Genomic DNA, 25,565 nt, shown 5'->3' with positions numbered 1-25,565 from the left:
TCGCCCTCTTCCGGCTGTTCAGGATATCTTCTGCGCATAGTGGTCGATATTGCGGATCATAGCGGGGATCCATTTTTTGGTCTCAGGCAGTTCATACATAGCTTCGGTCAACGTCCAACGGATGCTGGTAATCAGGATGCAGACGGCGCCAAGGGCAATCTGCCACTCAAGCGGCCGGCTCAACATAAGCCCTACATCGGGATACGTCGCCGCCCAGTGTCTGACTTCGGCTTCATAGGCCTGCAGCATAAGCTGCGTCTCCACCTTGCGAAAAGCAGCCGCGTGCACCAGGCTATATAAATCACCCAGGTAAGGACTGAGGTAAGCCATGGCCCAGTCAACCGGGACAACAGTATCATCGCTGATGACCAGATTTTTTACGTGGTAATCGTTATGGCAGAGGGTCAGAGGAAGCTGGCTGTAAAGATCATGCAACTGGTCCGGCAACCAGCACTTCACAGCCTGTAGCACCGCCTTCTTCTCCGTCTCTAGCTCACCGCACTGGAGCAGATAATCAAGGGCCTGCAGATAGTAATCAGCGGAGATGCGATACTGTTCGAAGTTGCTGGCATTCTCATGCTGCAACTGCACCAGAGCGGCACAGCGCAGACGTGCCAGTACTCGCGCGGATTCCAGGAAGTGTTCCGTCTGAGGCTGCTGCTCAAGCGTGTCAAAGCCGACATCCTCTAAGATAAACAGATGCTCGGATGCGCCCAACCAGTAGGAATGGAGCTGTGGTCGAGGTGCATGCAAAGGCAACAGCACCTCCTGATAAATAGGAAGCTCTACAGCCATTGAGCCGCTACTCTTCTTGGCAATCCACGTCGTTCCGTTGCGCATCGTGATGCGCCACACCTCAGAAAGCCCCCATTTACGTAGCAGTTTCCACTGTACCGTTTCCGCCAGCATAGGCAGTTGCAAGATATAGTTGCGCCATGGTAGAGGAATCATATTAATGTTTGACATATATTTTCTCATTATATGCAACAACATCGTACATCACTACATAGAATAGTATAGACAATCCTCTTCAAAGTTAGCAAGTTTATATAGTGTGGCGAATGATGCGGATGATGCGCATCATCTGCATCATTCGCCACACTATATAAACTGTCACGCCCTCTCTTTTCATAGTAACCTGATCGGGAGTACACTATGGAGAGATGGTTCGGCTTGAGGGATGAAGATTAGATGAGCGTTATACGATAGAAATGCTATACAGATTATATATGTATTGCAGGAGTTATACATGACAGATCACTTTTATGATATAGATACGGCAGAACAAGAGGATACCCTGGCATCCTGGCACGATGGTTCAACAAAACGGGCCATCTGTAATTTTGTACGCAGAGTCAGCTCCCAGGACAGTCCCGACTATATTCCCCCGGATGAGAGGATTGCCGCCTTTGACAATGATGGCACCTTATGGTGCGAGAAACCATCGTATGTGCAGGAAATCTTTATTATCAAATACTTCCATGAGCAGGTGGCGCTCCATCCAGAGTTGCGCGATGTACAGCCGTTTAAAGCTTTTGTGGAGAATGATCGGGCCTATTTTCAGGCATTGAGTATTCAGGAAGTGGATAACCTGATCCTGCAGGCCGTCTCCGACGTGCCACAGGATGAGTATGTGCAGAAGGTGCGCGCCTTCTTCCAGGAATCGTTGCACCCACATTATCAGCGTCCCTTTACCGAGATGGCCTATGCGCCGATGCTCGAGCTGATGACATATCTACGACAGCACGAGTTTCAGATCTACCTGGTAACGGGAGGTGAGACAGATTTTGTGCGTCAGATCGCGGAGACGATGTACGGGGTTCCCCGCAGTCACGTGATTGGTAGCTCGGTGAGGATAAAACTGGAAACACATCATGATCGACCACTACTCGTCAGGCAGAAAAGCATGGTTGAACCGCTGAATGAAGGTCCCGGTAAGGTTGTCAATATACATGTGCATATCGGCCAGCCACCAATTTTATCGGTTGGCAATTCGAATGGCGACCTGGATATGCTTCTGTATACTGAACATCAGGCACGTCCACACCTGCCACTGCTGATACAGCACGATGACGAAGAGAGGGAGTTCGCCTATGATCATGGAGCGGAAAAAGCCCTGCAGGCGGCCACACTGTACGACTGGAATATCATCAGCATGAAGCGTGACTTCAAACATATCTTCTCGACCGCCCCTGCTGAAGCGGCCTACAACACAACCCGATAACCATGTGGCTGCTTCCCATGCTGGGGAGCAGCCAACACCTGAGTCTGGGGAACGCAAGCGCCCCACACCCTGATTTCTGTGTTGGTGGAACAGGTGCGAGAATGCGCACCTGTTCCACCAACACAGAAATGACTTTTGAGCACCGGAGGTGCGATAGCTTGTGCGGGCCGCAGGCAATAAGCATGCGAGCAAGTACAATTTACATTACCATATATTAATTTGGGCGGTAGGGAAGTTGCTCATCCGACGGCTTATCAGAATCCGCGTTGGGATAGTTATTCGCGGCGGATGGCCTCGCCCCCGCCTGGGGACCAGAAGCATAAACCGTTTTATCCTCAGCAGGTGATTGCTCTCTTTGCGCTTCTGCGGGTCGCTCTGGCACTGATGGTCTATAGGCAGGTTGTCCCGGCTGCGGGAAGCTATAAGAAGAACCAGCCCGCTGCGTTGGCTCCAACTGCGATGATTCATACGCTGATTGTCCAGGCTGTGATGACCCGACTTCAGGCTGATTAGGATTCGACTGGCCAGGGTTTGGTTGACCATACGCAGGCTGTCCGGGGTATGAAGGACTCTGGGGAGGCTGCGCTGGATAGGGTTGCCCAGGATAGGGTTGTCCATATGGAGGCTGACCAGGATGTGGTTGCCCATAGAACGGCTGGCCGGGATAGGGAGGCTGGCCATAGAAAGGTTGACCGGGATAGGGAGGCTGGCCATAGGGAACCGGACCCGCCAGGTAGGGATTGCCAGATTTCCGGGCCAGGCTGCGTCCCAGCAGACCACCCAATGCGCCCATGCCAGCGCCAAAACCAATCGTCAGCAGCAAGGATATTACTACACCCAAAATACCGCCCGCGGTCTGAATTGAGCGTGTGGCTGCCGGCGAAAAGCTGCTACTCGTCGACTGAGAAACAGAGAGGCGATGCAACGTAACGGTGAAGAACATGATCGTGGCAAAAATCGCATAGGGTACACCATCAAACACAGCAGTCCAGATACCCGCAATCGTGGCGGTCCCCACCCTACCAGTCTTGCGGGCTGCCAGCGTACCAACCAGAAAGAAGAGACCCAGGTCAATCAACCCTGCCAGACCACCAATAAGGAGCGCGAGGATCGGGCTGGAAGATAGTAAAAATGCGTTGATGCAGTAAAAAATGACGCCCACCAGAAACATACCCAGACCAAAGATGAGGCCATAGAGAAATGAGACTTTCCCTCCTTCAGGAGGACGCTGATAAGGCTGCATGAAATACTCCTTAAAAAATGACACCCACCAGAAACATACCCAGACCAAAGATGAGGCCATAGAGAAATGAGGCTTTTCCTCCTTCAGGAGGACGCTGATAAGGCTGCATGAAATACTCCTTACTACAAAGCAGCGCGGCCTCTCATTACTTTCAATCGTGCGGAAACCCCGGACTTCAGGCATGGGGAGGAAGCACGCCTCCTTGTATGTAACTATAGCCATCGCTTTGATGAAGCATATGACAGTAGTGATAACTCACTCCCTGAATGGTTTCTCGCCTGGTTTTTATATTGAATGATCCTGTCCTGCGAACCGCAACACGCCCGACATAGGTTCCTTTCTTTTTGCCCCTGGTCACAATGGCTTTGACCATATCCCCTGTTTGAAAACCTTTTACCTTCTTTGCTCCCTTGGCAGAGGTACGCGGGAATCCATATGTGTCAGGGAGACACATCTGTCGGTTCCCATGACCAGTAGCAGTAATCAACAAGGGCACAACCTGTTGTACCAGGAGCTTCTCAGGCGTACTCTTGCCAACGCATGTGGCATCAAGCCAGTGCGTCTTCGGAAGCTCTCTGCTCGTTCGATTGAATTTGGTCAATCCCCCACTGCCAACTTCCACCGGCAACCCCGTTGCTTTGAGTCGATCAAAGAGCGCCCATCTGGAGGCATTGGCGGCTGCTGCATCTTTGAGCGGCGCTTTTGCCTGCGCTTGAATGCGTTGTAACACGTCAGGTTTCTTCTTGAGGAATGCCGCAATATCCTTTGTTCCCTTTGCTGTGTTACACTTCTCACAAGCCAGGCAGAGATTACTGACTCTGTTAGTGCCACCATGAGCGCGAGGGCGAATATGCTCCACGTGTAAAGGCACATCTGTTTTTCCACAATACGAACAGTGGTGGTTCCACTTTTCGAGCAAATATTCTCTCACCTCATATCCTGCTAAGGTTCCTTGTTGATACTCCACGCCTTTCACTTCTGGATTCTCCATCAACTGTGTATCAAAACGAACCAATTCCAGGCTCATCGCTTCAATGGGAGCAACGCGAGAAAGGCGACGAACCCAGGTCAGAATATTGGCAATCCGGCTTTCTACGGATGGCGGAAGCCAGCCCTGTTTGCGTTTTCGATTGGCCCACCGTGCTTTTCGGTAGCGTGTCCTTCGCTGCCTTCGGTTTCGGCGCAGAGCACGCCTTGAAGTAAGAGCATCTTTGATGGCATGCCCACGATGAGAAAGTTCGGCTGCAAAAGCAACTTCACCTGATGCATCATCGACAAGAGCGATGCCCGTTGTTTTACTGCCAGGATCAAGCTTGATCCTCAATGGCTTCACGTGTGGCTGTTCTATCTCCTTTTTTAAGATCAAGGTAAATGGGTATCTCCTATAAACAGCCGCCTTGCCTTGTTTGAGCAAGAGGCGTGCATACCCCGGATGCACCGGGTCCAATGGTATACCAGAACGATCTATGACAAAAACGTTGCTCACAATGAGCCTCCTATTGCTAGGGTAAGGTTGGCCGCGTCAATGTTACAAGAAGGTTTATCGTCACCCACACTGGTTTAACCCTGTACGCCTGTTTAATGAGCGACCGTAGAGGGCAGAGCTGGCCGCGCACTCTGCCGTACCTCATTTCTTCCGTAACGGAGTTTCTGTTTCAAAACTGAGACTGGTCAGGTGTGGGCTTGCTTTTACAAGCCCCCGCGTTCATGCGTGGGGTCCCTGACATATATTGAACATCCATTCATTCAAATGAGATGATTTAGCATAATAAATTTTTCTCGCTTCATTATAAAAGAAAATGAGATCTACCACCAGTAGGGTGGTACTGAATTTCAAGTTTTATTAGCCGCCGCAGCCGCTACCTCCTTAATACGCGGAGGCCATGGCTCAGGTTTCGAAAAAAGGAGATGATGCCAGCTCATTTTGGCGTACTGGCTATCATACGAGTATAGATGTATTCGGGGCGGCATGTATGTCTGAAGAATATGCTAGCTATAAGAAAATGAGAATATCTAAGAACGGACAGTTCCATCGCTGGCTGGTTCCGCTCTATCTATTGATCGCGGCTTCCAGCATTCGGTTCCCACTGACGACGGCCGGGCTTCCTTTCCGTCTGTTTGTGGGCAATATACTGTTTATGGTGGTTGTAGCGATTGGCCTGCTGCGCGGTCTCAGAACCAGGGCCGGCCCGACCTCCCTTCCACCACATATCTTGCTGCCCACAATGCTCTTGATCTTGCAGGGATTGGTCTCAATTATCTATGCCAGGCTTAATCCGACGCTGCATACAGCCGACGTATTTCAACAGATGGACAACGCATGGACGCTCCACAACATTGCCGAGATGCTGCTGCTCCTGGGACTACCGCTGGCATTGATCGTGATGCCACAGTTTATCCAGCAGGTACACGATGTGCGGCGGGTCGTCATGGCCTGTACGGCACCGGGCCTGCTCTACGCGCTGATCGCCATCTGGACCACGCCCTTTGCACATTATGCGCATCTCATGATGCTGACCATACGGCAACCATCAATATTCAGCAGAGCGACCGGTATATCCAGCACACAGCTTATCTTCTTTGTGTGTATCGCGTTAGGGCAGGCACTCTATGCGCGGCGGCGAGTAGCTGCCTGTTGCTGGTGGCTGACGACCCTGATACTGATCCTGGCGACCACACTCTCACTTGAGCGCACCGCCTGGATAACGCTCTGCGTCTCGGCCATGGTCATGCTCGGCCTGCGCCACAGGAATATCGGCGTGATCCCCCTGATCCTGGCCCTTCTTCTGCCATTACTACTACCAATCATCCTTCATATCATTGTTCCTAATCAGAGCAATACCGCTGATGATCAATCCAGGTGGTGGGAGGCATTGGACATCTGGCAACGCCATCCATGGCTAGGCGTCGGCGCGGGCAACTATCAGTTTGCGGCTCGCCTCTATGGTATGGATGCCGGGGAAGGGGCGCATAATCAGTTTTTAGAACTGCTGGCCGAGATGGGCTTGCAGGGCGTTCTCTGCCTGCTATGGATGATCATCGCGATCGGATATATCAGTCTGCAGCGGTTCATGAAAGCGGTCAGTGCCACGGGCAAAGCCATCGCTCTATCCTATCTGGGTTACTATACAACCCTGCTCATCCTGAGTTTTAGCGGGAACACTTTTCTCCCCTCGCTGGGCGAGATACACGGCACAGCGGACCAGATCTTCGCCTCGTATCACTGGCTGCTGCTGGGGATCGTGCTGGCCTTGCCCAGGTGGGAGATCGCGGGTACGCATCCTGCGCTCCCTAAACCTTTACCCGGTCCCCAAAAACAGCTACAGACAGAACGAGAGCCATCCACATAACACTATCAGAAGGTTGATAAATAACTAATCATAACTTTTATGCTGCCCTGTACAATAATCATAAGTAAACAAAATAAATAAGCCATCTTCTGGTGTAGCTAAGGAATGATTATTATGCGCATCTTGTTCATTACTCCACAGGTGCCTTCGCGCATTCAGGCACGCTCATTTCATTTGCTCAAAGAGCTCTCACGAGAGCATGACATAGCCCTGGTAGCGTTACTCATGCATCAGGATGAGTTGACGTTGTTAAAAGAGATTGAACCCTATTGTGTTTCTATTGATCTGGTGCCACATTCACAGTGGCGGATATATCGTAATCGCCTGCTGGCATTAGCGAGTCGCGTTCCTTTGCATATCGCTTCCTACCGTTCTCCTATGCTGATCCAATGCCTGAAAGAGGTTATCCAGCGCCAGCGGATCGAGCTTATTCAGGCGCAAGGCGCCGAACTGGTCCCGGCTCTTAATAGTCTGCGCGACGAGGTGCAGGTGCCTATTGTGTATGACGCTATCAATTGCGCATCCTGGCGGCTGCAGCAAACATTGGATACGCAGCATCGCCCGCTCCCAGGGTGGTTCGCCCGTAACGCTTTACAGAGGATGCTCCACTTTGAACAGTCCGCTTTGGGGCAGTTTGAGCAGATTGTATCCATCGATGCATCCGAACGGGACCGTCTGGGCTTGCTGATGGGACGGCTGCACAACATCAAGGTAGTTCGCAATGGCGTGGATACCAACTATTTCAAGCCCAGACGGTCCCGGCCCGAGCATTCCAGTACGCTGGTCTTCTGCTCCCACCTGGATACATGCGCCAATGCCGAGGCGATTTTGCACTTCTGCGCACATATTCTGCCGTTGATCTGGCAACAGAAGCCAGAGACGACTTTGACCATTGTGGGGCCCCATCCTCCTCTAGAGGTCAAGTCACTGGCAGAGGATGCGCGGATTACGGTGACCGGATATGTACCAGATGTGCGCCCATACCTGGATCAGGCGGCGGTCGCCCTGGATCCACTCCTGGTCCCTGCTGGTCACCAATCTAATATCCTTGAGGCTCTGGCAATGGAGATCCCGGTTGTGACAACACCTCGCTGTAGCCGGTCACTGGGAACGCTCAATGGTCAGCAACTACTCGTAGCCGAAGGTTCTCAATCGTATGCTGAAGCGGTGCTGACATTGCTCAATTATCCTTTACTGGCCCGGGCCATTGGGGAACAGGGACGCAAATTTGTCCTCAACCATTATAGCTGGGCCTGCGCGGCGGCTGTGCTCAATCAGATCTACGTAGAGCTATCGGGGAGAACCGAGCTCTGCCATACCGAGACGCCGTTGCCGTTCACCCACAATTCCCACACCGAACACATCCGAAAAATGTAGGATATATGGAAAGGCGCGTTATATGACCATTCAGCAGTATATGCATGCTGCGGGTAGACGCTGGAAATTGATCGCTCTGTGCGTTCTCATCATGGGAATGGGAGCATGTGTAGCCAGTAATTGGCTGGTTCTGCCCGATGTGCGCGTGAATACGGCTCTGGGCCTGGGTGGCGGACTCCTGGCGGGACTGCTGCTTACCTTTTTTCTGGAGCTCCGTGATCCTCGCATATACGAGGAAGAGGATCTGATGCGGCTGGTCGACTGGCCGCTACTCACCACCATCTGGTGGGAACGCGCCGCTCGCAACAGAAAAGGGCGCAAGCAAGAGGAACTGCTGCGGCCACTTGATCAGAGTCCCAATAATGAGGCCTATCGCCTCTTGCGCATCAATCTTGGCCTCATTCAGGCGCATCAGTCTATCCGCACAGTGATGATCGTCAGCGCGACCCCGCAGGAAGGGAAAAGTACCATCGCGGCCAACCTGGCCATCTTTATGGCGCGGGCCAATAAAAAGACGCTGCTGATCGATGCCGATCTGCGTCGCCCAACGCTGGCGCAGAAATTCCATCTGCCGCTCGACCAGAGCGGCTTCAGTTCCGCCATCACGCATTGTGGCTCGGCACAGCAACCCATCCCCGACTCACCGACCGCCATGTTAGAAGAGTTGAGCAAGGGCAAAAATAGCATCCTCAAGGACTATCTGCACTCAGGCAACATTCCCAACCTGCTGGTGATGCCTGGCGGTCCACTGCCACCCGATCCGCCAGAGCTACTGGATTCGAAGGCCATGGATCATTTTATGGAGGCGCTCGACGAGAGCAATTTTGATGTGATCATTTTTGATACGCCACCCCTGCTGGGCCTATCGGACACGGCCATTCTGTCGGCGAAAGTCGACGCGGTCCTGGTGGTGGTTGATATCACGAGATCACGCAAGAGAGATATTCAACGCGTATGCCAGCAGCTAGAGCGGCCGGGTTGCCAGGTCGTGGGCTGCGTTATCAATAAGCAGAAACTACATGCCCGCGATCTACCCACGCACTACTATCGGAAGAACAGGCCGAGCGATGTTCAGAAGCGGAAGCGGCCAGGCAATCTACCTCGATCAGAAAAAAAGCCTCCCAGCCCAGGCAGCCCGGTCACGGCACCCAATCACAAATCCGGCCTCCTGAAAGGTTCAGATCGGGAACAGCGGCAGCCAACGCCACACATCGCCAGCATAGACACCGTACCACTACCGGCCCTCGCCACGCGTACTCCCGAGGGATACCTCCAAATCGATGAGGATGTGCGCCTGTACTATAAAGTAGTCGGGGATAAACCGCAGACATTCATCATTCCAGCCGCCAGCTGGCTGGCCGCCGATCTGGTAGCGCTGGCTCAGGAGTATACCCTGATCTTTTACGATCAGCGTGGGCGTGGCAGATCGAGCGCAATCAGCGTGCCCGACAAAATCGGGATGCAGCAGGACATCAATGATCTGGAGGCGATACGCCAGCACTTCAATGTAGAGCACTGCGCCCTGCTCGGCTGGTCCTACCTGGCCAGCACCACAGCCTTATACAGTCTGCAGCATGCCAGACATGTCAAAAGCCTGATTGTGGTGGCCCCCATGGCTCTGCGCAGTGGCGCATACGAGGATCCACGCATGCTCGATCCAGATAAGCGCCTGGATCCCCGGGCGATCAAACGGCTGGAGGAGATGCTCAGGCAAGGCGTTGACAAAACAGACCCCGGTACCTATAACCGTGAATATATTAAGGCGACCCGCCTGCCGCGCCAGATGGGCCGCCCGGCCGCCCTCGCCAGCATGAAGAGCGATCCCTGGATCTCCTCCAATGAGTGGCCAGATGCCATCTCAACCTTCTTTGACATCTTTGCCCGCTCAATCGGGGATTGGGACTGGCGCGCGCAACTGGCCAATCTCAGGGTTCCAACACTGATCATTCATGGCTCGGAAGATCTCGTACCACTATCCTCTTCCACGGAATGGGCACAAACGCTGCCCGCCAGCCGCCTCCTGACCATACCAGGTGTAGGACACTATCCCTGGCTGGAAAGCCCCGAGGTCTTTATACCCGCGGTTACCCGATTCATCAAGGAACACTGGTCACCAGAGGTCCAGGCGTCGCCCGATATGGTTACCTCACAGCCACGTCGCAGAAAACGCTGATATCTGGCATACAAGCAGCAATAGAAATATGAAGAAGTACCATAATGGTTGAAAAGAACATGGCTATGCACAAAAATATCTATTGAAATGCAACGAAAAGCATGCTATAACAGAAGCATATTTTATTACTGACTATCAGAAATAAGGGTGTGCTTATGCATTCACAGGACCCACCTCGCCTGATTGACTTTCATAGTCATTACTATGATGAGGGCTGGCTACCGTTGCCCGCGCCACAGGGATCGAGTCGCATCGCGCGCGCGTGGCCTCTTCTGACAGATATTAATGCGCAACTGGCGGCGATGGATGTGGCGGGCATCGATGCGAAAGTGGTCAGCGCGCCAGCCAGTACGATCGTCTCACCAGTTGAGCAGCTCCCCATGATCTTAATTGAGCGCATCAATGATCAGATCGCTGCATTAGTAGCACGCTACCCACAGCGCCTGTTCGGCCTGGCTACCATCGATGCCTTCCAGGGTAAGGCGGCCGCCCGTGAGGTGGTGCGCGCGATCAAAGAGCTTCAGCTATCTGGTATCTGCATTGATTGCTCGCAGGGCGGCCATTACCTGGATGCGCCACAGGTCCGTCCGGTCTTTGAGACCGCATCTGAACTGGGCATCACTGTCTTTATCCATCCCGTCAGCCCGGCAGGCCTGACGGAACGGCTGGCGCATATGGGTCACACTGGCACCCTGCTGGCACGTGGAACGGAGCATACCACCAGCATTCTGAAACTGCTGCGCGGCGGTATTTTGGACCGCTATGCCGGTCTGAAAGTTGTGCTGCCAATGATCGGTGCAGCTACCCTTATCTTCGCGGGCATAGCCGAACAGGAATACGCCCAGGATGATGGCTGGAAGGGCACGCCACCTGCCAGCGCGCGCAAAAATCTGTACATCGACACGATGGGCTTTGATCTGCCAACACTGCGCTTCGCCCTGGATGTGCTGGGACCAGAACACCTGCTTATCGGTAGCGATTGGCCAATTATGCCCATCATGAGCCGCCGACGCATCGATGAGCTACTGGCCAATCTCAATCTCAGCGAAGAAGACAAGGCGGCCGTGCTCAGCGGCAATATCGAGCGCCTACTTGCATCCAGCGTCAATTGAATCCTGTCAAGAAATTGAACCGCAGCGTTACATATGCTGACACTCTTGCTCCAGCGCATCGGCCAGGAAAGGCTTTACAGTTTACCATTTTTGCAGATGCTGTACAAAGCGAGTATAGATACCTGATCCCCCGATGGTGCATAAAATATCCGTGGCCGGATCATAAGTCATATCGCCTTGCTTCTGCAACTGCAGATGCGCGGGCGTGGGTAGTTGGGACAGGGTGTTTCTATCTGGTACCTTCGCCTGAGCATAGCCAAATTGCTGGAAGACCTGCTGTGGATGGTCACATACTTTCTGCAATCCCGTCACTAATGTGGTCTCGCGATTGTGAATAGTCTGTACAGCCCCGGTTTCATCAGGCATGGGAAGCAGCCAGACCGTGACCAGCAGAGCAAGAATAAGCAAAACACCCACAACCCGCCAGCGATGCTGACGCAGTCGATAGATGGATTTAAACATGCCAAGTCGCCAACGCACCAGCCAGCGATCGAGTTCATCAGGTGGACCACCCAGAGGCCGGGAGTTTCTTGCTCCCAGGGGCGAGGGGAAATCGCGAAAAGGATACTTCATTGCACTTAATCCTCTCTAGCTTGCTGGATAAAACCAGGGGCTAGCCAGGTAGCTTGATTGGTTTTACGCTTTCAGGAAGTATACAGGACAAAAAGTATCTGAGCCTACATTAATAATAATAATATAAAAAGCTCTAGAATGGTAGGTAGGGTTCATCGCTTTTGAATTCGCCGCTTTCTAGCTGGCTCTGGAGCAGACTGGCAGAAAAGTCGCCCAGGACAATAAACTCTTGTTTGAAAAAAACGGGAGCAGGGGTGCTCCCGTTTTTTAGATTTGTGGGGAATCCGAGATCAATGTGTCGCGGAAAGGGGCTTGACCGGCCCCACTTTCTGGATGGTTTCTTGCAGCTGCTGCTGCACATCATTGAGGGCTTTGGCCGGATCAACCTTGCCGGTATTATAGACGGGCGATAACACATTTGAAATCACACTGTCGAACTGCCCATAGCTAATCGCCAGGTGGTTGATCGATTCCCTGCCATGGTCCAGTGATCCCTGCGCTACCTGCATCAGTTGCTCCTGGGACAAGGAAGGCATAACCTTGTGGGTATTCTCCGCCCATTCCGGCAACAATTGCGACCAGGGGGGTACGGCACCGGAGGCCTCCATATAGGATTTAGCACCGTGGGCGGGATCGCATAGCCACTGAATAAATGTCCAGGCCTCCTTGGGGTGTTTGGAATCCTTGGACATCATCCAGGGGTCGGTAAACAGGACATCCTGGGTGTTGTTACTGAAATGTGGTAGGGGAGCTACCGCCCAGTGAAACGTAGCCGGCTTGTTCGCCCAGAAACCCCACACGCCAGTCATAGACATACCCACTTTACCACTCAAAAACCCATTGAGCAGGCTGGCATCGGCGGGCAGAGGCGCGATTTGATATTTGTACATCAGGTCGCGTTTCCATTGCACCGATTTCTCAACGAGTGGATCGGTCGCGGTAGTCGCTGAAACAACACCGTCTTGATAGGTAGACTTCTGGAAATAATCGCCTCCAAAGAGCATGGAATTGGCATTTTCCGGCCACAGATCGTCGCTCATACCATACTGGCGATTATTTAAAGAAGCATTCTTCACTGTCATAGCCTGAGCATCTTTCAACATGGTATCCCAGTTCCAGTTGGGATCGTCCCAGCTGGTTGGCGGCATCGGCAGATTTGCCTTCTTGAACATATCCACATTATAGAAGGTGTAGCTACCACCGGTGGCAAACGGGATGGCGTAGACATGGCCGTTAACGCTATACTGATCCAGCAGTTTCTGATTCATGCCGTCGAAGGAGAAATGGCTGGCCTGAATATACGGGCTCAGATCGGCGGCAAAACCTCGATAGACCTCGTCCGCCCAACTGTTGTTGCCCCAGGTTGAGAAGACGTCGGCCGGCTCCCAGCCAACTTGCATCGTCACCAGTTTCTGATCGAAGTTCGCCCCGGAAGGGACCAGCACCAGTTTGATATGAATGTTGGGATGCGTGGCCTCAAACTCATCGACGACCTTGTATTCCCAGGGATTGATGTTGACATCGGTGCGTACCAGCCACGTCACCGTGGTTCGGCCCGAGAGGGTTTTGGCATTAACGCCCAGCACGCTACAACCGGTATTAACCAGGACAACCAGGCATAAAAATGCACCCAGTAGTAGTGTTCTGCTTAACCATTTAAGCATTAAGCACCTCGCTTCATCAGAACTCGATACGTTCGGGCTTGCGCGGCAGGCAAGCCCGCTTATCTCTCTTTACTGCTGCTTCTCTACGGAGGGCCGGGCAACGACGATTCCTTGAATGATGTAACGCTGTGAGAAGAAGAAGACCAGCACGCAAGGAATTACCGCGACCAGCGCGGCCGCCATCAAGATGTTCCACGCGGTAGTACCGTAGGCCGCCGTATACTGGGACAGGCCCAGACTGATGGGATAGGACTCGTTCGTATTGAGATAGATCAATGGACCCATCAAATCGTTCCAGTGGAACATAAAGGAGAAGATAGCAACCGCCGCCAGGGCCGGCCTGGAGAGCGGCAGGATGATCCGCCACCAGATGACCAGGTGATTGGCCCCATCCAGTTTGGCGGCCTCTACCACGTCGCGCGAAATACCGCGAAACGCCTGCCGCAACAAAAAGATCAGGTAGGGACTTCCAAAGAAGGTAGGCACAATCAAGGGGAGATACGTATCGATCCAACCCAGCGAGCGGAACAGCAGGAACTGTGGGATAATCAATACTTCATACGGGATCATCATAGTCGCGAGCACAAAGATAAAGACGATTTCGCGATACTTAAAACGCACATGGGCAAAGGCGTAGGCAACCAGCGAGGAAGAAAGAATATCCCCGATAATCGTCAGTAAACAGTACGCCGCCGAGTTTCCCATGTACTGAAAAACCGGGACCGCCGTCAGCGCCGTTACAAAATTTGACCACAGCGGCGGATTAGGGATGATAACGGGCGGAAACGCGCTGACATCCGCCAGCGACTTCAGTGCCGTCGACAACATCCAGGCAACGGGGATCAAGAAGATGATCGCAAAGAAGATAAGCAAGGCATAAACGATAACCTTGTTGATGCGCTTGCGCAGCAGCGCCCTCTTCCTGGCAGAGTCCATCTGCGTTACTTGCAATGACATATGATTACTCTCTCTTTCACCTAAGCTTCGTAGTACACCAGGCGCCGACTGATCTGCAGCATCGCGATCGTTAAGGCCAGAATAATGACAAACAGAATCCATGCCTGACTGGCCGCGTAGCCAAATTTAAAGTACTGGAAGGCGTTGTTAAACAGATAGAGTACATAGAACTCGGAGGCGAAATTCGGTCCACCCTGCGTGATCACGTATCCCTGCACAAAAATCTGGAAAGCTCCAATCACGCCCGTGACCAGGTTCAGCAGGATGGCGGGGCTGATCATTGGGATAGTTACATATCTAAATTTATGCCAGCCATTAGAACCATCGAGGGAGGCCGCCTCATACAGTTCAGGAGGAATGCCCTGTAAAGAGGCCAGGAAGACAATCATCGGACCACCCAGTCCCCACAGGCTCATGAGCACAAAGGATGGGATAACCGTGGACTCATCCTGAAACCAGAGCAAAGATGGCAGATGCAGCAGGTTCAATAGATAGTTGGCAATGCCAAGATCAGGATTAAAGATCCACTGCCATAAGAGGGAGAGGGCGACGCCCGCGATGACGGTCGGCATGTAATAGATAGTGCGGAATACTCCCAGGAAACGGACACGCTGATTGAGCAGCAGAGCCAGCAACAGAGAGCCTATCAGCGCCAGCGGCACCGACAGCACCACATAATACGTCGTCACCGCCAGCGATTTCAGAAAGATAGAATCCGCGAACAGGGATGTATAGTTCTGCAAGCCAATAAAATTGGGAGCGCTAGACGTTCCCGTGTAATCCGTAAAGCTCAAAATAAATGAGGCCACTACCGGGCCACCGGTAAAAAGGATGAAACCAATGACCCAGGGCGAGATCAACAGCCAGAAATCCCTGGCCTCGCGAGCCTCCAATTTATTTTTGTGGCTCCGTCGCCCGAACCGCTTCTGGGCGTCCGTGATCTGGCTGGCATTGGTGTCAATAGCCTGTACACCAGATGTACTCATGCTCGGTCAACCTCCTTGCAGAAGAATGTGTCAGACTCTCGTCGTATAGGGGCATGTGCGCGCCCCCGCACGGGTGTCCGCGTGCGCGACCGCATCGGTTTTGTGTGTTAGTGCAACAGGTACGCAAACCCATGCAGGTCGCAGGCCATTATCATGAGAATCAAACACGCTCTACAACGTGCACTAAAACAAACGTTAGCTGTAAAAGCTTGCGTTACAGGGACGTTAATCTTTTTAAAGAGTAGATTACAGGAAGAGATGGAAGGGGAAGAAAAGCAAGCGGTATCGAGCGGATGGGCCAATGGAGATACTGCTTATGCATTATACACCTACCTTCATGAATTAGCGCATCTTCAATGATTGGCTAGAAAGGTCACAATAAGTTTGTATATGTAGCCCGCGTCTACCACAAACTTATCTCGCTTGTTCAAACGATGAACACAGCGTGGATATAGTAAAGCATATAAGTAATCATAATGATTTTTCTGTAAAAGTCAATGCTATTTTTCTGCAAAAAAGCCTGTAATGGCGCATTGACTTTTTACGTCAGCCATGGTATCAAGAGAATAGCCAGGTATTCTGTAGTTTGCAGCAGGAGAAAAACACGTGACCCGTTCGGTGACAGTGAAAGATATCGCACAGATGGCTGAGGTATCGATTGCGACGGTTTCTAGAGCCCTGAACAATCATCAAAATATCAATGCGGAGGTCAGGCAGCGTGTGTTGCAGGTGGCGGCTGAGCTCGGCTATTTTAAGGCCACGACGCGCCATGCTTCATCAAAGCAAAAAGAGCTGCAGATCAAGAAGATCTGTTTTCTCTTATGCTATAACGAGTTCAATCAACGCCAGGCCCTGAGTGATCCCTTCTGGGCCGGTGTGCTCCATGGGGCAGAAACAGAAGCGCGCAAATACAATCTCCAGCTGGTCTACCAGGCCATCAATTATCAGACCCCTCCCTATAGCTTGCAGGCACAGATTCATGAGATGGAGGTCGATGGTATCCTGCTGGTCGGCCCCTCCGAGACCCAGACGATCCAGACTATTCAGGCGGTAAACGTTCCTATTGTGCTGGTGGATAACTATGTATCAGGCCTGACACAAAAAGTGGATAGCGTGCTATCCGACAACTACGAGGGCGCCAAACAGGCTACCCGCTATCTGATTCAGCAGGGATACAGGCGCATCGCCTATATCAATGAACATAGCACCCGCGATTTTCCCGGCAATATGATCCACTCTTTTACCTGGCGGCAAAAAGGCTATCAAGATGCTCTGCTTGAGGCGGGACTCCCCCTCGATGACCAGATTATTTATCACTCCTATCAGGATACACTCGCTGTATGTAAAAATCTGATGCAGCAGATGGATCCTCCAAGGGCACTGTTTTGCGCCAATGATCCAGTGGCCAGCCGGATCATTAAAACGTTGCGCGCCATGGATTTTCATGCGCCCCAGGATTTCTCTATCGTTGGCTTCGACGATGTTGACCTGGCGGAACACCTGACGCCTCCACTGACCACGATGCGCGTCCATAAAGAAGTTATGGGCGCAGTAGCTGTGCAAACATTGATCGCACGTGTCAGCAACCCCGAAGCAATTCATATGAATCATATTCTGGATGTACAGTTGATCGTTCGAGATTCAGTACTGCCACAGACACGTTAAACGTACTTTCTCTTGCCAAAAGATTAATCATCAAACTATAGATTCATCAACTAACGAGCATTGCTCAACTTCTGGGATCAACTCAACAATAAATAGAGCCGAATTTCGTTGAGAATAAATATTCTGTGCAAAAATGGCCCCAAAGTTGTAACCTCAAGCAATTTTTCTGTGTTTTCTTTGGTTAGAGGTAAAAAATAGAACCCATTTTTTTATAAGGTTTTATTCTATCCAAGGGAGGATTTCTTATTATGATCCATGAGCAACGCCAGGCTCTTGACGAAATGATCACCAAAATGCGCTCTGGTCGCCTGACACGCCGCAGCTTTATGCAGCGGGCCGCCGTGATTGGCCTGAGCAGTTCAGCTGCGATGTCACTGTTAGAGGCCTGTGGTGGTAGCTCCAACAGCCAGGGTGGTAATGGAGCCGCAACCAACATCGTCTGGCAGAGCGATAACGATACAACGAATACCTATAAAGATATCGTTGATACATTTAACAACACTACAGGTAAGAGCAAAGGTATTCACGTTACCTGGCTGAATGGTCCTACAAACACGCAGGACATGCTGACCAAGTACAACAATATGTTCCGAGCGCGCAGCAGCACCAACGATATCATCTCCCTCGATATCGTCTATCCAGCTCAGTTCGCGGCGCAGCAGTGGACAGTGCCGATCGATGAGAGCAAATGGCCAAGCAGCGAGCGGGCAAAATATTTACAGGGCCCGATTAAAGGATGTACCTTTAATGGTAAGCTGTGGGCGGTCCCTTTCCGTACCGACCTGGGACTCCTCTACTACCGCAAAGACCTCGTCCCCAATCCACCCCAGACCTGGGATGATCTGACCAATAACGCCAAGGGCGTTTCTCCTTCAAAGGTAAAATACGGCTATGTCTGGCAAGGTTCACAGTACGAAGGATTGGTCTGTGACTTCGTTGAGGTTCTCTATGGCTTCGGCGGCTCTGTATTGGATGCCAACGATTCCACCAAAGTAACCGTCAACAGCCCACAGGCTTTACAGGCATTGACCATGATGGTAAGCTGGGTCGGTACGATTTCGCCTGCCGCCGTCACCACCTATACAGAAGATCTTTCCCTGGCCGCCTGGGAGCAGGGAAATGCCGCCTTCATGCGTAACTGGCCATATGCCTATGTGAAGAGTAACAATCCTCAGGAATCGAAGATTCCCAATAAGTTTGATATCTCCCCCCTCCCTCATGGTGGTAGTGAGTCGGTTGGTCACTCCGCCATCGGTGGTTGGAATACAGCGATCAACGCATACTCCAAGCACCAGGATGAGTCATGGGAGTTCGTCAAGTATACGATCAGCCCGGATGCTCAGAAAAAGGGCGCGATTAACGCCAGTTATACCGTGACGCTGCAGAGCATCTACGATGATAAGGATGTGCTGGCCAAACAGCCTCTGTTCGGCAAGTTAAAACCCATCCTGCAGAACGCCCTGCCTCGCCCGGTTTCACCAAAGTACGTGGATGTTTCGGACGCTATTCAGCGCAATGTCTACAATGCACTGAAGAAGACCACGTCTCCTGCCAACGCTTTACAGCAGCTTGAATCTGACCTGAAAAATGTGGTGTCATCCAAGTAGTTTTTGATCCCTCGCAATGAAGCTTGAGCTTGCTCAGGCTTCATTGTCGGTTCATTAAGCTGAACTGGCCTCTAACCCTGAACCAAAGATAGCGGGCACATGCAATTAATGATGTTTTACGGCCTCTATTATCTTTTTTGAAGTGAAGTGAAAGAGAACATGGCAACACAAACAGCTGAAGCAAGCACCCAGAAACCAGTAAAACGAGGACGGAATAAGGACGGCAGTGGCATCATGCCATATATCCTGGTGCTTCCCACCATTCTGCTCATCCTCGTGATCGCGGTTTATCCAATGCTGGATTCATTGCGCATCAGCATTCTGGATAATCCTTTTATCGGCTCTCCGGCCGTTGTTGGCCTGGCAAACTATACGCGCGTCCTGGGCGATCAGCAGTTCCGGATCGCGACACTTAATACCGTCATCTTTACCGTGGTCAGTGTAGCACTCGAGACCTTCTTCGGGCTGCTGGTGGCGCTCTTGATCAATAAGACGTTTCCCGGACGTGGCCTGGTACGTGCCGCTATTCTGGTCCCCTGGGCGTTTCCAACCGTCGTTTCCGCCCAGATGTGGTTTCTGATGTACAATGACCAGACGGGTATCATTACCTTTATCCTGCAGGGTCTGCACCTGCTCAAACCAGGTGATACCTTGATTGGTAGCCCTTCGGGCGTCATTATCGCGGCCCTGATTACCGACGTATGGAAAACAACACCATTTATGGCGCTGCTCATCCTGGCTGGTCTGCAGGTCATTCCAGCGGAGCTCTATGAGGCCTCGGGAGTTGATGGCAGTACGCGCTGGCAATCCTTCTGGAGCATTACCCTGCCACTACTCAAGAGTCCCTTGATCATCGCTTTGATGTTCCGTACCCTGGATGCCTTCCGCGTCTTCGACCTGTTCTATGTCTTTGGTAAACGGTCCGTGCAATCCATGTCGACCTATGCCAACTACTTTATGTTTGGTGGAACAGCTGCCGATTTCACGCCTGGTGTCGCGGCCGCCGTCATTGTCTTTCTCTGCGGTATCATAATCAGTATCATCTATGTGTTCCTGATGGGCGATACCTTGAAACAGGTGGATTAGGATGCTCTGCTTATACGCGGAAAGAATTAGAAGAGAAGGAGAGAGATTATGGCAGTAGCTGAGCAGACCGGCTCAAAAGAACATATAGCGCAGGCGCGCGCGCGCCTGGCCGCCAAGCAGCGTATGGCGACCTTTGGGAAGGTGGCACGCTATGTAGCAGTGGTGGTTATCGTCTTCATTTCGCTGGCTCCACTGTACTGGACCTTCGCGACGTCGGTGAAAAATGGTATTGAGATTAATCAGTCGCCACCAACCATTTTTCCACACCAGTTTGATTTCAGTAACTATGTCCAGGTACTCACCAATTCAACCTTTTTCCTGCCAACGTTGAGAAATAGTACCATCATCGCGGTGGTCACAACGCTGCTGGCGCTGGTGTTTGGTATCCTTTGTGCCTACGCCATAGGCCGTATGAAGTTCCGTGGCAAGCCGGTTGTGCTGGCCACGGTGCTGTCCGTGCAGATGTTTCCGTTCATCGCCCTGCTTGGTCCTCTGTTTGTGTTGTTCACAGGACCCATCTATCTGTATAACACATATTGGGCCCTGATTATCGCGGACCTGGTACTGAACATTCCCCTGGTGGTCTGGTTCCTGACATCGTTTTTCCGCGATCTACCACCAGACCTGGAGGAGGCGGCGCGTATCGATGGCGCTTCTCGCTTGAAGGCGCTGTGGTACGTGATTATGCCACTTACCGCGCCGGGCATTTTTTCGTCGGCGATCCTCTCGTTTATCGCGGTCTGGAATGACTTCCTGTTTGGCCTCAACCTGACCAGCGATGAGAGCGCACAGCCGGTTACGGTAGGTATTACGCGCTTCAACTCAGAGCACGTGGTAGCTTATGGACAGTTGGCAGCGGCGGCCATCATTGTAACCATCCCCCTGGTTATTATTGTCCTTTTCCTGCAACGCCGCATCGTCTCCGGCCTCACCGCCGGCGCGGTCAAAGGTTAAGAGGATTGTTGTCAGGCGCTTGTGAGCGCCTGACAACAATTGTTGCCCCTGGGCCCTTAATGCCGCCCTGCGGGCGGCAGGGATGGGGGGAGAAGTTGGGGGCACAGCCCCCAAGCCCCCAGTCAAGGGGCTGGTCGCCCCTTGCATCCCCGCTTCGTAGGTTCGGCCCTCGCGGCCGATTTCCCTTCGACACCCGAAATGTCCCATCATAGGTTCGGCCCTCGCGGCCGATTTCTCTCCGCTCCCAAACACATCCTCCCGTTGGTTCGACTCTCGCGGCCTGCATTTCCTGTTCGCTGTTTGGTGAGCTGGAGGGATTGGTGGTCTAGACATCTTGACATTTATAAGAGAAGAATTTATAGTATCTGCAAGAGCTGTGCGTGACTTGCCCGTGGTGGGTGCGTGCGGCGATGAAGCCTTTCTATTTGTTGCTTTCACGTTATACTCCATTTGTTCCTGTTTGTGACGTTGTTATGTCATGTCAGCCGTAAGTTGTGACAAAAGTTTGTAGTTACATTGGTGTTTGTTTCGGAAAAAGCGGGGAGTGAAAGGTGTTCCCTCCATTCATCTCTTCTCTCTAGCTTCCGATGCACTTGTTCTCACGATGTGCAGTGACAGGTAGACTGTATCGATGTCTACCGAAACTGCTGTGCCTGTTTGTGGAGGGCGAATTTTAGTAGTCCTTTAGTAGAGGAGAACTTGCGATGAGTTCAATCACCACGTCATCGACCAGTACCGGTGATCGCGTCCTTGGAGCACTTCAGAGCGTTGGTCGTTCCCTCATGCTGCCGATCGCAGTCCTGCCGGCGGCGGCTCTGCTGCTCCGCCTGGGGCAACCTGACCTGCTTGGTGGCATTCATGCGGGCATTATCCATCTGGATTGGATCGCGAATGCGGGAAATGCTATTTTTACAAACCTGCCGCTTATTTTCGCGATTGGTATCGCCATCGGCCTTTCCGGTGGTGAGGGCTCGGCGGCACTGGCGGCGGTGGTGGGCTTCCTGGTGTTTACGGCGGTATTTAATAATATTATCCCGCAGGTTAAAGGCGCCGATGGCACCATGGGACCAGATCCAAATATTTCCATGGGTGTACTTTCTGGCATCTTGATGGGTATCGTTTCAGCGGGCCTGTACAAGAGATTCTATGATATCCGCCTGCCCGATTATCTGGGCTTTTTCGGCGGTCGCCGCTTTGTTCCCATTATTACAGCATTCGTGGCCCTTATTCTAGGCCTGATTTTCGGCATTATCTGGCCCCCCATTAACAGCGGCATTAACGCGCTCGGAACCGGCATCGTCTCTCTGGGCGCGGTTGGTGCTGGCATCTACGGCTTCTTGAACCGCTTGCTGATTCCCACCGGTCTGCATCATGTATTGAACTCCTACTTCTGGTTCCAGCTAGGCAGCTTTACGGGCCCGGATGGAAAAGTGGTGCACGGAGACCTCACCCGCTACTTCGCGGGCGATCCCACAGCGGGATACTATATGGCAGGCTTCTTCCCGATGATGATGTTTGGTCTACCCGCCGCGTGTTTCGCGATGATCCGCCATGCGAAATACCCCAAGGTGGCGGCCGGTATCCTGCTCTCGGCTGCGTTCGCCTCGTTCTTGACCGGCATTACCGAGCCAATCGAGTTCGCCTTCCTGTTTGTGGCTCCCGTACTCTTCGTGGTGCACGCAATCCTGACCGGTACGGCGCTGGCCGTCTGCTACCTGCTGCAGATCAAGATCGGCTTCGGCTTCTCAGCTGGTCTGATTGACTTTGTGTTAAACTTTAATAAGCCAAACACTACCAACCACTGGCTCCTGTTGCTGGTCGGATTGATTTACGGAGTCATCTACTACTTTGTCTTTAGCTTCTTTATCGTTCGCTTCAACCTGGGTACGCCGGGACGCGGCGAGGAGTCGACTGGACTGGCACCCGACTGGATCCTGCCCGAGTCACAGCGTCGACCGGCGGCGAATCGGTCCACTGCGACTTCTCCAGCGACCAGTGAAGCAGTCGCGACCAGCGAGGTGGAGGATAAAGATACAGTGCTGGCTCGCGAGGTGTTGAGCGCGCTGGGCGGTAAAGAGAACATCGAGAGTCTGGAAGGCTGTATCACGCGCCTGCGCACCTTTGTGAACCAGCCCGACATGATTGATGAGCCGCGTCTGAAGAGTCTGGGCGCCTCGGGCGTGATCAAAAAAGGGAAGATCGTGCAGGTGGTAATGGGCACGCAGTCCGATCGCATTGCCAGCCGCATTAACCGTCTGCGCAAAGAGAACAATGTCGAAGTGTAGTTTTAAGTGAGGAAGTAGAGATACGATGGCAAAGATTAACGTGCTCGCGCCCATCGATGGGACCGCGGTTGAGCTTGAGAAGGTTCCAGACGAGGTGTTCGCGCAGAAGATGGCCGGTGATGGTGTGGCCATCGATCCATCGGGGGCGGTCGCGGTCGCCCCTATCAGTGGAGAACTGGTCAAGCTGTTTCCCGGCGGCCATGCCTTTGGCATCGCTGCCGACGATATTGAGCTGATCGTGCACATCGGCCTCGATACCATCGAGCTCAACGGCACCGGCTTTGAGAATATCGCCACCGAGGGGCAGCATGTCGAGGCAGGCACCCCCATTGTGCGCTTCGATCGTGCCATCATTGAAGGCAAAGGCAAAGTCGTGCTGAGTCCCGTCGTTTCCAGTGGCGACGGTACCGTCGTCAGCCGCGCCAGCGGCCCCGTCAAAGCGGGGAGCGACGTACTCTTTGTCCTGGAAGTATAATTTTTCACATTGGTCGCCAGCCCAATCCTTCTATCAGTTGGATTGGGCTGGCTTTTCTTTGGCCCTCCGCCCCTTTGGAAGGACGGAGAGCCAGGATGCCATTCATTTTTTCCAAAAAGAAAGGTATCCGAAAAACGGAAATGCTCGCGTTGGCGAGGATGCTGGGAGCATCCGTTTCTTCCAAGACACGAGCATTCCCAGAAAAGGATGAGCAAATGGATAACACGTGCTTGCGTTGATCGACCCGCGCAGGAAGCGATATCACCGTTGGTGGAGCGTGCTCGCCCGGGAACCGGTCGCTTCGCGACAAAGTCGGGGCAAGCCCGACACCTACGTGTGCGTTTCTTTTTCTTGTCACGGTTTCCTTTTGCAAAATAAAGAAATGACACCTTGAGAGGCTATTTAAGTTGATCTATACCCCTAAAACTTGTATACTAATGTTATCAATATATTCTCATGTGCGTATCCCTGGACACAAAGTGTAATGTAATGAGGCATCAATACAGCTAACCTATATAATGTCCTGAAAACTCAATCCAGGCACGTCTCCTGTTGCATGGAAATAGTATCAGAGTTTTAAAAAGGAGCCCTATGGCAGAGAGCACCGTCGATCTCGATAATATGATCAGCCCGGAGTATTTCGCTGATCCATATGTATTATTTGAGCAGATCAGAGAGAATGATCCCATCCATTGGAACGCGCTTTTTGGTTTCTGGATCCTGACCCGCTACGACGACATTTATTCCGCCTTGCAGGATCGCCGCTTTGCCAGTACGGTTACACCTCGAAGCTCTTTGCTTGCCTCCCTCGCACCTGAAGACCTGGCCGCGCTGCCAGCAGTAGCGGGCTATCTCACTATGTTTATGCAGGGTATGGATCCGCCGCTGCATACACGCCAGCGTGGATTAATCCACAGGTCGTTCACGCCACGCATGGTGGAGCATATGCGCGAGCGCATTGAAAGCATCGTCACGGAACTGCTTGATGCGGTACAGGCTAAGGGTGAGTTTGATCTGATGGATGACCTGGCTTTCCCCTTGCCCTCAACGGTAATCTTTGAGTTGTTGGGAATTCCATTGGAGCTGCGCGATAGCGTCAGGCGCAGCTCGGAGACGATCGCAGCTTTTGTATCCCTGACAACGCCCGCGCCGGGTCAGCTTCAACAGATGGCCGCTTCCTTACAGATCGTGGCGGACCAACTAAGGCCTATTATCGCGCAGCGGCGCACTCAACCACAGAATGATTTTCTCAGCTCACTGGTCCAGGTGGAAGAACACGGCGAGTACCTGAGCGAACAAGAACTGATCATTTTGATTACGATGCTGCTCTTTGCCGGACACGAAACGACAACCAATCTGCTGGGCAATGGCATCTTCGCGCTGCTCAATCATCCCAGGCAGTGGGAACTGCTGAAAGCCAATCCATCGCTGGTTAACGGGGCGGTTGAGGAGATGCTGCGCTTCTCATCGCCGGTTACGATCATCTCACGCTTCATCACCGAAGATCTCACGATGGATGGCAAACGTATTCACAAAGGTGAACAGGTGAGACTGGCATTAGGGGCCGCCAACCGCGATCCCAAACATTTTCCCGATCCTAATGCGTTCAACATTACCCGCAAGCCTGAGCGCATCCTGAGCTTTGGCTTTGGCATCCATTTCTGCGTTGGAGCCGCCCTGGCACGTATGGAGAGCCAGATCGTGCTCACCGAGCTGATACGCCGCATGCCCAATCTGCGCATCGCTAACGACAGCTATCAATGGCGCCCCAACCTGGCAATGCCGGGCTTACTTTCACTCCCCGTAAAATGCTAAACATGCCATAAAGGTGCGC

At 52.4% G+C, this 25,565-nt stretch carries 19 protein-coding genes; 12 read left to right on the top strand and 7 right to left on the bottom strand.

Annotation, left to right across the window (positions count from 1 at the left end; all coding sequences use genetic code 11):
* Positions 1 to 18: 18 nt before the first annotated feature.
* On the bottom strand, positions 19 to 966 hold the full coding sequence (locus KTT_RS30715; protein ID WP_160146244.1) for an aminoglycoside phosphotransferase family protein: 948 nt from the start codon (positions 964 to 966) through the stop codon (positions 19 to 21).
* Positions 967 to 1,249: 283 nt separating this feature from the next.
* Between KTT_RS30715 and KTT_RS30710 the strand changes: the two genes are divergently transcribed.
* Positions 1,250 to 2,224: an HAD family hydrolase gene (locus tag KTT_RS30710; protein WP_126601487.1), complete on the top strand. Its 975-nt coding sequence runs from the start codon at positions 1,250 to 1,252 to the stop codon at positions 2,222 to 2,224.
* Positions 2,225 to 2,438: 214 nt separating this feature from the next.
* On the opposite strand, the gene KTT_RS36595 is transcribed toward KTT_RS30710, so the two are convergent.
* Together KTT_RS36595 and iscB are read right to left on the bottom strand one after the other, a co-directional pair.
* The gene (locus KTT_RS36595; protein WP_174844814.1) at positions 2,439 to 3,467 is read right to left on the bottom strand and encodes a hypothetical protein; all 1,029 of its coding nucleotides are present in this window, start codon (positions 3,465 to 3,467) and stop codon (positions 2,439 to 2,441) included.
* A gap of 175 nt (positions 3,468 to 3,642) precedes the next feature.
* On the bottom strand, positions 3,643 to 4,953 hold the full coding sequence (iscB, locus tag KTT_RS30700) for an RNA-guided endonuclease IscB (RefSeq protein WP_126601486.1): 1,311 nt from the start codon (positions 4,951 to 4,953) through the stop codon (positions 3,643 to 3,645).
* Between the two features lie 487 nt (positions 4,954 to 5,440).
* Here iscB and KTT_RS30695 point away from each other — a divergent pair, with 487 nt between their 5' ends.
* From KTT_RS30695 to KTT_RS30680, 4 genes are all read left to right on the top strand, one after another.
* On the top strand, positions 5,441 to 6,817 hold the full coding sequence (locus KTT_RS30695) for an O-antigen ligase family protein (protein ID WP_160146243.1): 1,377 nt from the start codon (positions 5,441 to 5,443) through the stop codon (positions 6,815 to 6,817).
* A 114-nt stretch (positions 6,818 to 6,931) separates the two neighbouring features.
* Positions 6,932 to 8,194 carry a glycosyltransferase family 4 protein gene (locus KTT_RS30690; RefSeq protein ID WP_160146242.1) on the top strand — a complete coding sequence of 421 codons (1,263 nt, stop codon included), beginning with the start codon at positions 6,932 to 6,934 and terminating at the stop codon, positions 8,192 to 8,194.
* Between the two features lie 22 nt (positions 8,195 to 8,216).
* Positions 8,217 to 10,367: an alpha/beta fold hydrolase gene (locus tag KTT_RS30685; RefSeq protein WP_126601483.1), complete on the top strand. Its 2,151-nt coding sequence runs from the start codon at positions 8,217 to 8,219 to the stop codon at positions 10,365 to 10,367.
* A gap of 155 nt (positions 10,368 to 10,522) precedes the next feature.
* Positions 10,523 to 11,479: an amidohydrolase family protein gene (locus KTT_RS30680; protein WP_126601482.1), complete on the top strand. Its 957-nt coding sequence runs from the start codon at positions 10,523 to 10,525 to the stop codon at positions 11,477 to 11,479.
* Positions 11,480 to 11,560: 81 nt separating this feature from the next.
* On the opposite strand, the gene KTT_RS30675 is transcribed toward KTT_RS30680, so the two are convergent.
* From KTT_RS30675 to KTT_RS30660, 4 genes are all read right to left on the bottom strand, one after another.
* Positions 11,561 to 12,052: a hypothetical protein gene (locus KTT_RS30675; RefSeq protein ID WP_126601481.1), complete on the bottom strand. Its 492-nt coding sequence runs from the start codon at positions 12,050 to 12,052 to the stop codon at positions 11,561 to 11,563.
* Positions 12,053 to 12,342: 290 nt separating this feature from the next.
* Positions 12,343 to 13,716: an extracellular solute-binding protein gene (locus KTT_RS30670; RefSeq protein WP_126601480.1), complete on the bottom strand. Its 1,374-nt coding sequence runs from the start codon at positions 13,714 to 13,716 to the stop codon at positions 12,343 to 12,345.
* Positions 13,717 to 13,785: 69 nt separating this feature from the next.
* Complete coding sequence (locus KTT_RS30665; RefSeq protein ID WP_160146241.1) at positions 13,786 to 14,673, bottom strand: carbohydrate ABC transporter permease; 888 nt, start codon at positions 14,671 to 14,673, stop codon at positions 13,786 to 13,788.
* Between the two features lie 20 nt (positions 14,674 to 14,693).
* Positions 14,694 to 15,659, bottom strand: coding sequence for a carbohydrate ABC transporter permease (locus KTT_RS30660; protein WP_126601478.1), 966 nt, complete (start codon positions 15,657 to 15,659; stop codon positions 14,694 to 14,696).
* A gap of 606 nt (positions 15,660 to 16,265) precedes the next feature.
* Between KTT_RS30660 and KTT_RS30655 the strand changes: the two genes are divergently transcribed.
* The 7 genes from KTT_RS30655 to KTT_RS30625 all read left to right on the top strand — a co-directional run bounded on the left by KTT_RS30655 (position 16,266) and on the right by KTT_RS30625 (position 25,546).
* On the top strand, positions 16,266 to 17,324 hold the full coding sequence (locus KTT_RS30655; RefSeq protein ID WP_126601477.1) for a LacI family DNA-binding transcriptional regulator: 1,059 nt from the start codon (positions 16,266 to 16,268) through the stop codon (positions 17,322 to 17,324).
* Between the two features lie 248 nt (positions 17,325 to 17,572).
* The gene (locus tag KTT_RS30650; protein WP_126601476.1) at positions 17,573 to 18,931 is read left to right on the top strand and encodes an ABC transporter substrate-binding protein; all 1,359 of its coding nucleotides are present in this window, start codon (positions 17,573 to 17,575) and stop codon (positions 18,929 to 18,931) included.
* A 159-nt stretch (positions 18,932 to 19,090) separates the two neighbouring features.
* A complete protein-coding gene (locus KTT_RS30645) occupies positions 19,091 to 20,017 on the top strand; it encodes a carbohydrate ABC transporter permease (RefSeq protein WP_126601475.1) in 927 nt (308 codons plus the stop codon).
* A 48-nt stretch (positions 20,018 to 20,065) separates the two neighbouring features.
* Positions 20,066 to 20,971 (top strand): carbohydrate ABC transporter permease, encoded by a 906-nt coding sequence (locus tag KTT_RS30640; protein ID WP_218031051.1) that lies wholly within the window; start codon positions 20,066 to 20,068, stop codon positions 20,969 to 20,971.
* 704 nt (positions 20,972 to 21,675) lie between these two features.
* The gene (locus KTT_RS30635; protein ID WP_235845921.1) at positions 21,676 to 23,256 is read left to right on the top strand and encodes a PTS transporter subunit EIIC; all 1,581 of its coding nucleotides are present in this window, start codon (positions 21,676 to 21,678) and stop codon (positions 23,254 to 23,256) included.
* 25 nt (positions 23,257 to 23,281) lie between these two features.
* Positions 23,282 to 23,731, top strand: coding sequence for a PTS sugar transporter subunit IIA (locus KTT_RS30630; RefSeq protein WP_126601474.1), 450 nt, complete (start codon positions 23,282 to 23,284; stop codon positions 23,729 to 23,731).
* A 591-nt stretch (positions 23,732 to 24,322) separates the two neighbouring features.
* Positions 24,323 to 25,546 (top strand): cytochrome P450, encoded by a 1,224-nt coding sequence (locus KTT_RS30625; protein WP_126601473.1) that lies wholly within the window; start codon positions 24,323 to 24,325, stop codon positions 25,544 to 25,546.
* The last annotated feature ends 19 nt before the right edge of the window (positions 25,547 to 25,565 follow it).

It is taken from the genome of Dictyobacter aurantiacus (assembly GCF_003967515.1).
In the GTDB taxonomy this organism is placed as follows: domain Bacteria; phylum Chloroflexota; class Ktedonobacteria; order Ktedonobacterales; family Ktedonobacteraceae; genus Dictyobacter; species Dictyobacter aurantiacus.
Note: the sequence above shows the minus strand (reverse complement) of the source record. Positions and strands in the feature narration are given on the sequence as shown.

Bases quoted from the DNA above. Each gene is read 5' to 3' on its own strand.
- KTT_RS30640 (WP_218031051.1), top strand. From the start codon at position 20,066: ATGGCAGTAGCTGAGCAGACCGGCTCAAAAGAACATATAGCGCAGGCG.
- KTT_RS30715 (WP_160146244.1), bottom strand. From the start codon at position 966: ATGTCAAACATTAATATGATTCCTCTACCATGGCGCAACTATATCTTG.
- KTT_RS30630 (WP_126601474.1), top strand. From the start codon at position 23,282: ATGGCAAAGATTAACGTGCTCGCGCCCATCGATGGGACCGCGGTTGAG.
- KTT_RS30665 (WP_160146241.1), bottom strand. From the start codon at position 14,673: ATGTCATTGCAAGTAACGCAGATGGACTCTGCCAGGAAGAGGGCGCTG.
- KTT_RS30660 (WP_126601478.1), bottom strand. From the start codon at position 15,659: ATGAGTACATCTGGTGTACAGGCTATTGACACCAATGCCAGCCAGATC.
- KTT_RS30675 (WP_126601481.1), bottom strand. From the start codon at position 12,052: ATGAAGTATCCTTTTCGCGATTTCCCCTCGCCCCTGGGAGCAAGAAAC.
- KTT_RS30650 (WP_126601476.1), top strand. From the start codon at position 17,573: ATGATCCATGAGCAACGCCAGGCTCTTGACGAAATGATCACCAAAATG.
- KTT_RS30670 (WP_126601480.1), bottom strand. From the start codon at position 13,716: ATGCTTAAATGGTTAAGCAGAACACTACTACTGGGTGCATTTTTATGC.
- KTT_RS30680 (WP_126601482.1), top strand. From the start codon at position 10,523: ATGCATTCACAGGACCCACCTCGCCTGATTGACTTTCATAGTCATTAC.
- KTT_RS30710 (WP_126601487.1), top strand. From the start codon at position 1,250: ATGACAGATCACTTTTATGATATAGATACGGCAGAACAAGAGGATACC.
- KTT_RS30695 (WP_160146243.1), top strand. From the start codon at position 5,441: ATGTCTGAAGAATATGCTAGCTATAAGAAAATGAGAATATCTAAGAAC.
- KTT_RS30645 (WP_126601475.1), top strand. From the start codon at position 19,091: ATGGCAACACAAACAGCTGAAGCAAGCACCCAGAAACCAGTAAAACGA.
- KTT_RS30625 (WP_126601473.1), top strand. From the start codon at position 24,323: ATGGCAGAGAGCACCGTCGATCTCGATAATATGATCAGCCCGGAGTAT.
- KTT_RS30635 (WP_235845921.1), top strand. From the start codon at position 21,676: ATGAGTTCAATCACCACGTCATCGACCAGTACCGGTGATCGCGTCCTT.
- KTT_RS30690 (WP_160146242.1), top strand. From the start codon at position 6,932: ATGCGCATCTTGTTCATTACTCCACAGGTGCCTTCGCGCATTCAGGCA.
- KTT_RS36595 (WP_174844814.1), bottom strand. From the start codon at position 3,467: ATGCAGCCTTATCAGCGTCCTCCTGAAGGAGGGAAAGTCTCATTTCTC.
- KTT_RS30685 (WP_126601483.1), top strand. From the start codon at position 8,217: ATGACCATTCAGCAGTATATGCATGCTGCGGGTAGACGCTGGAAATTG.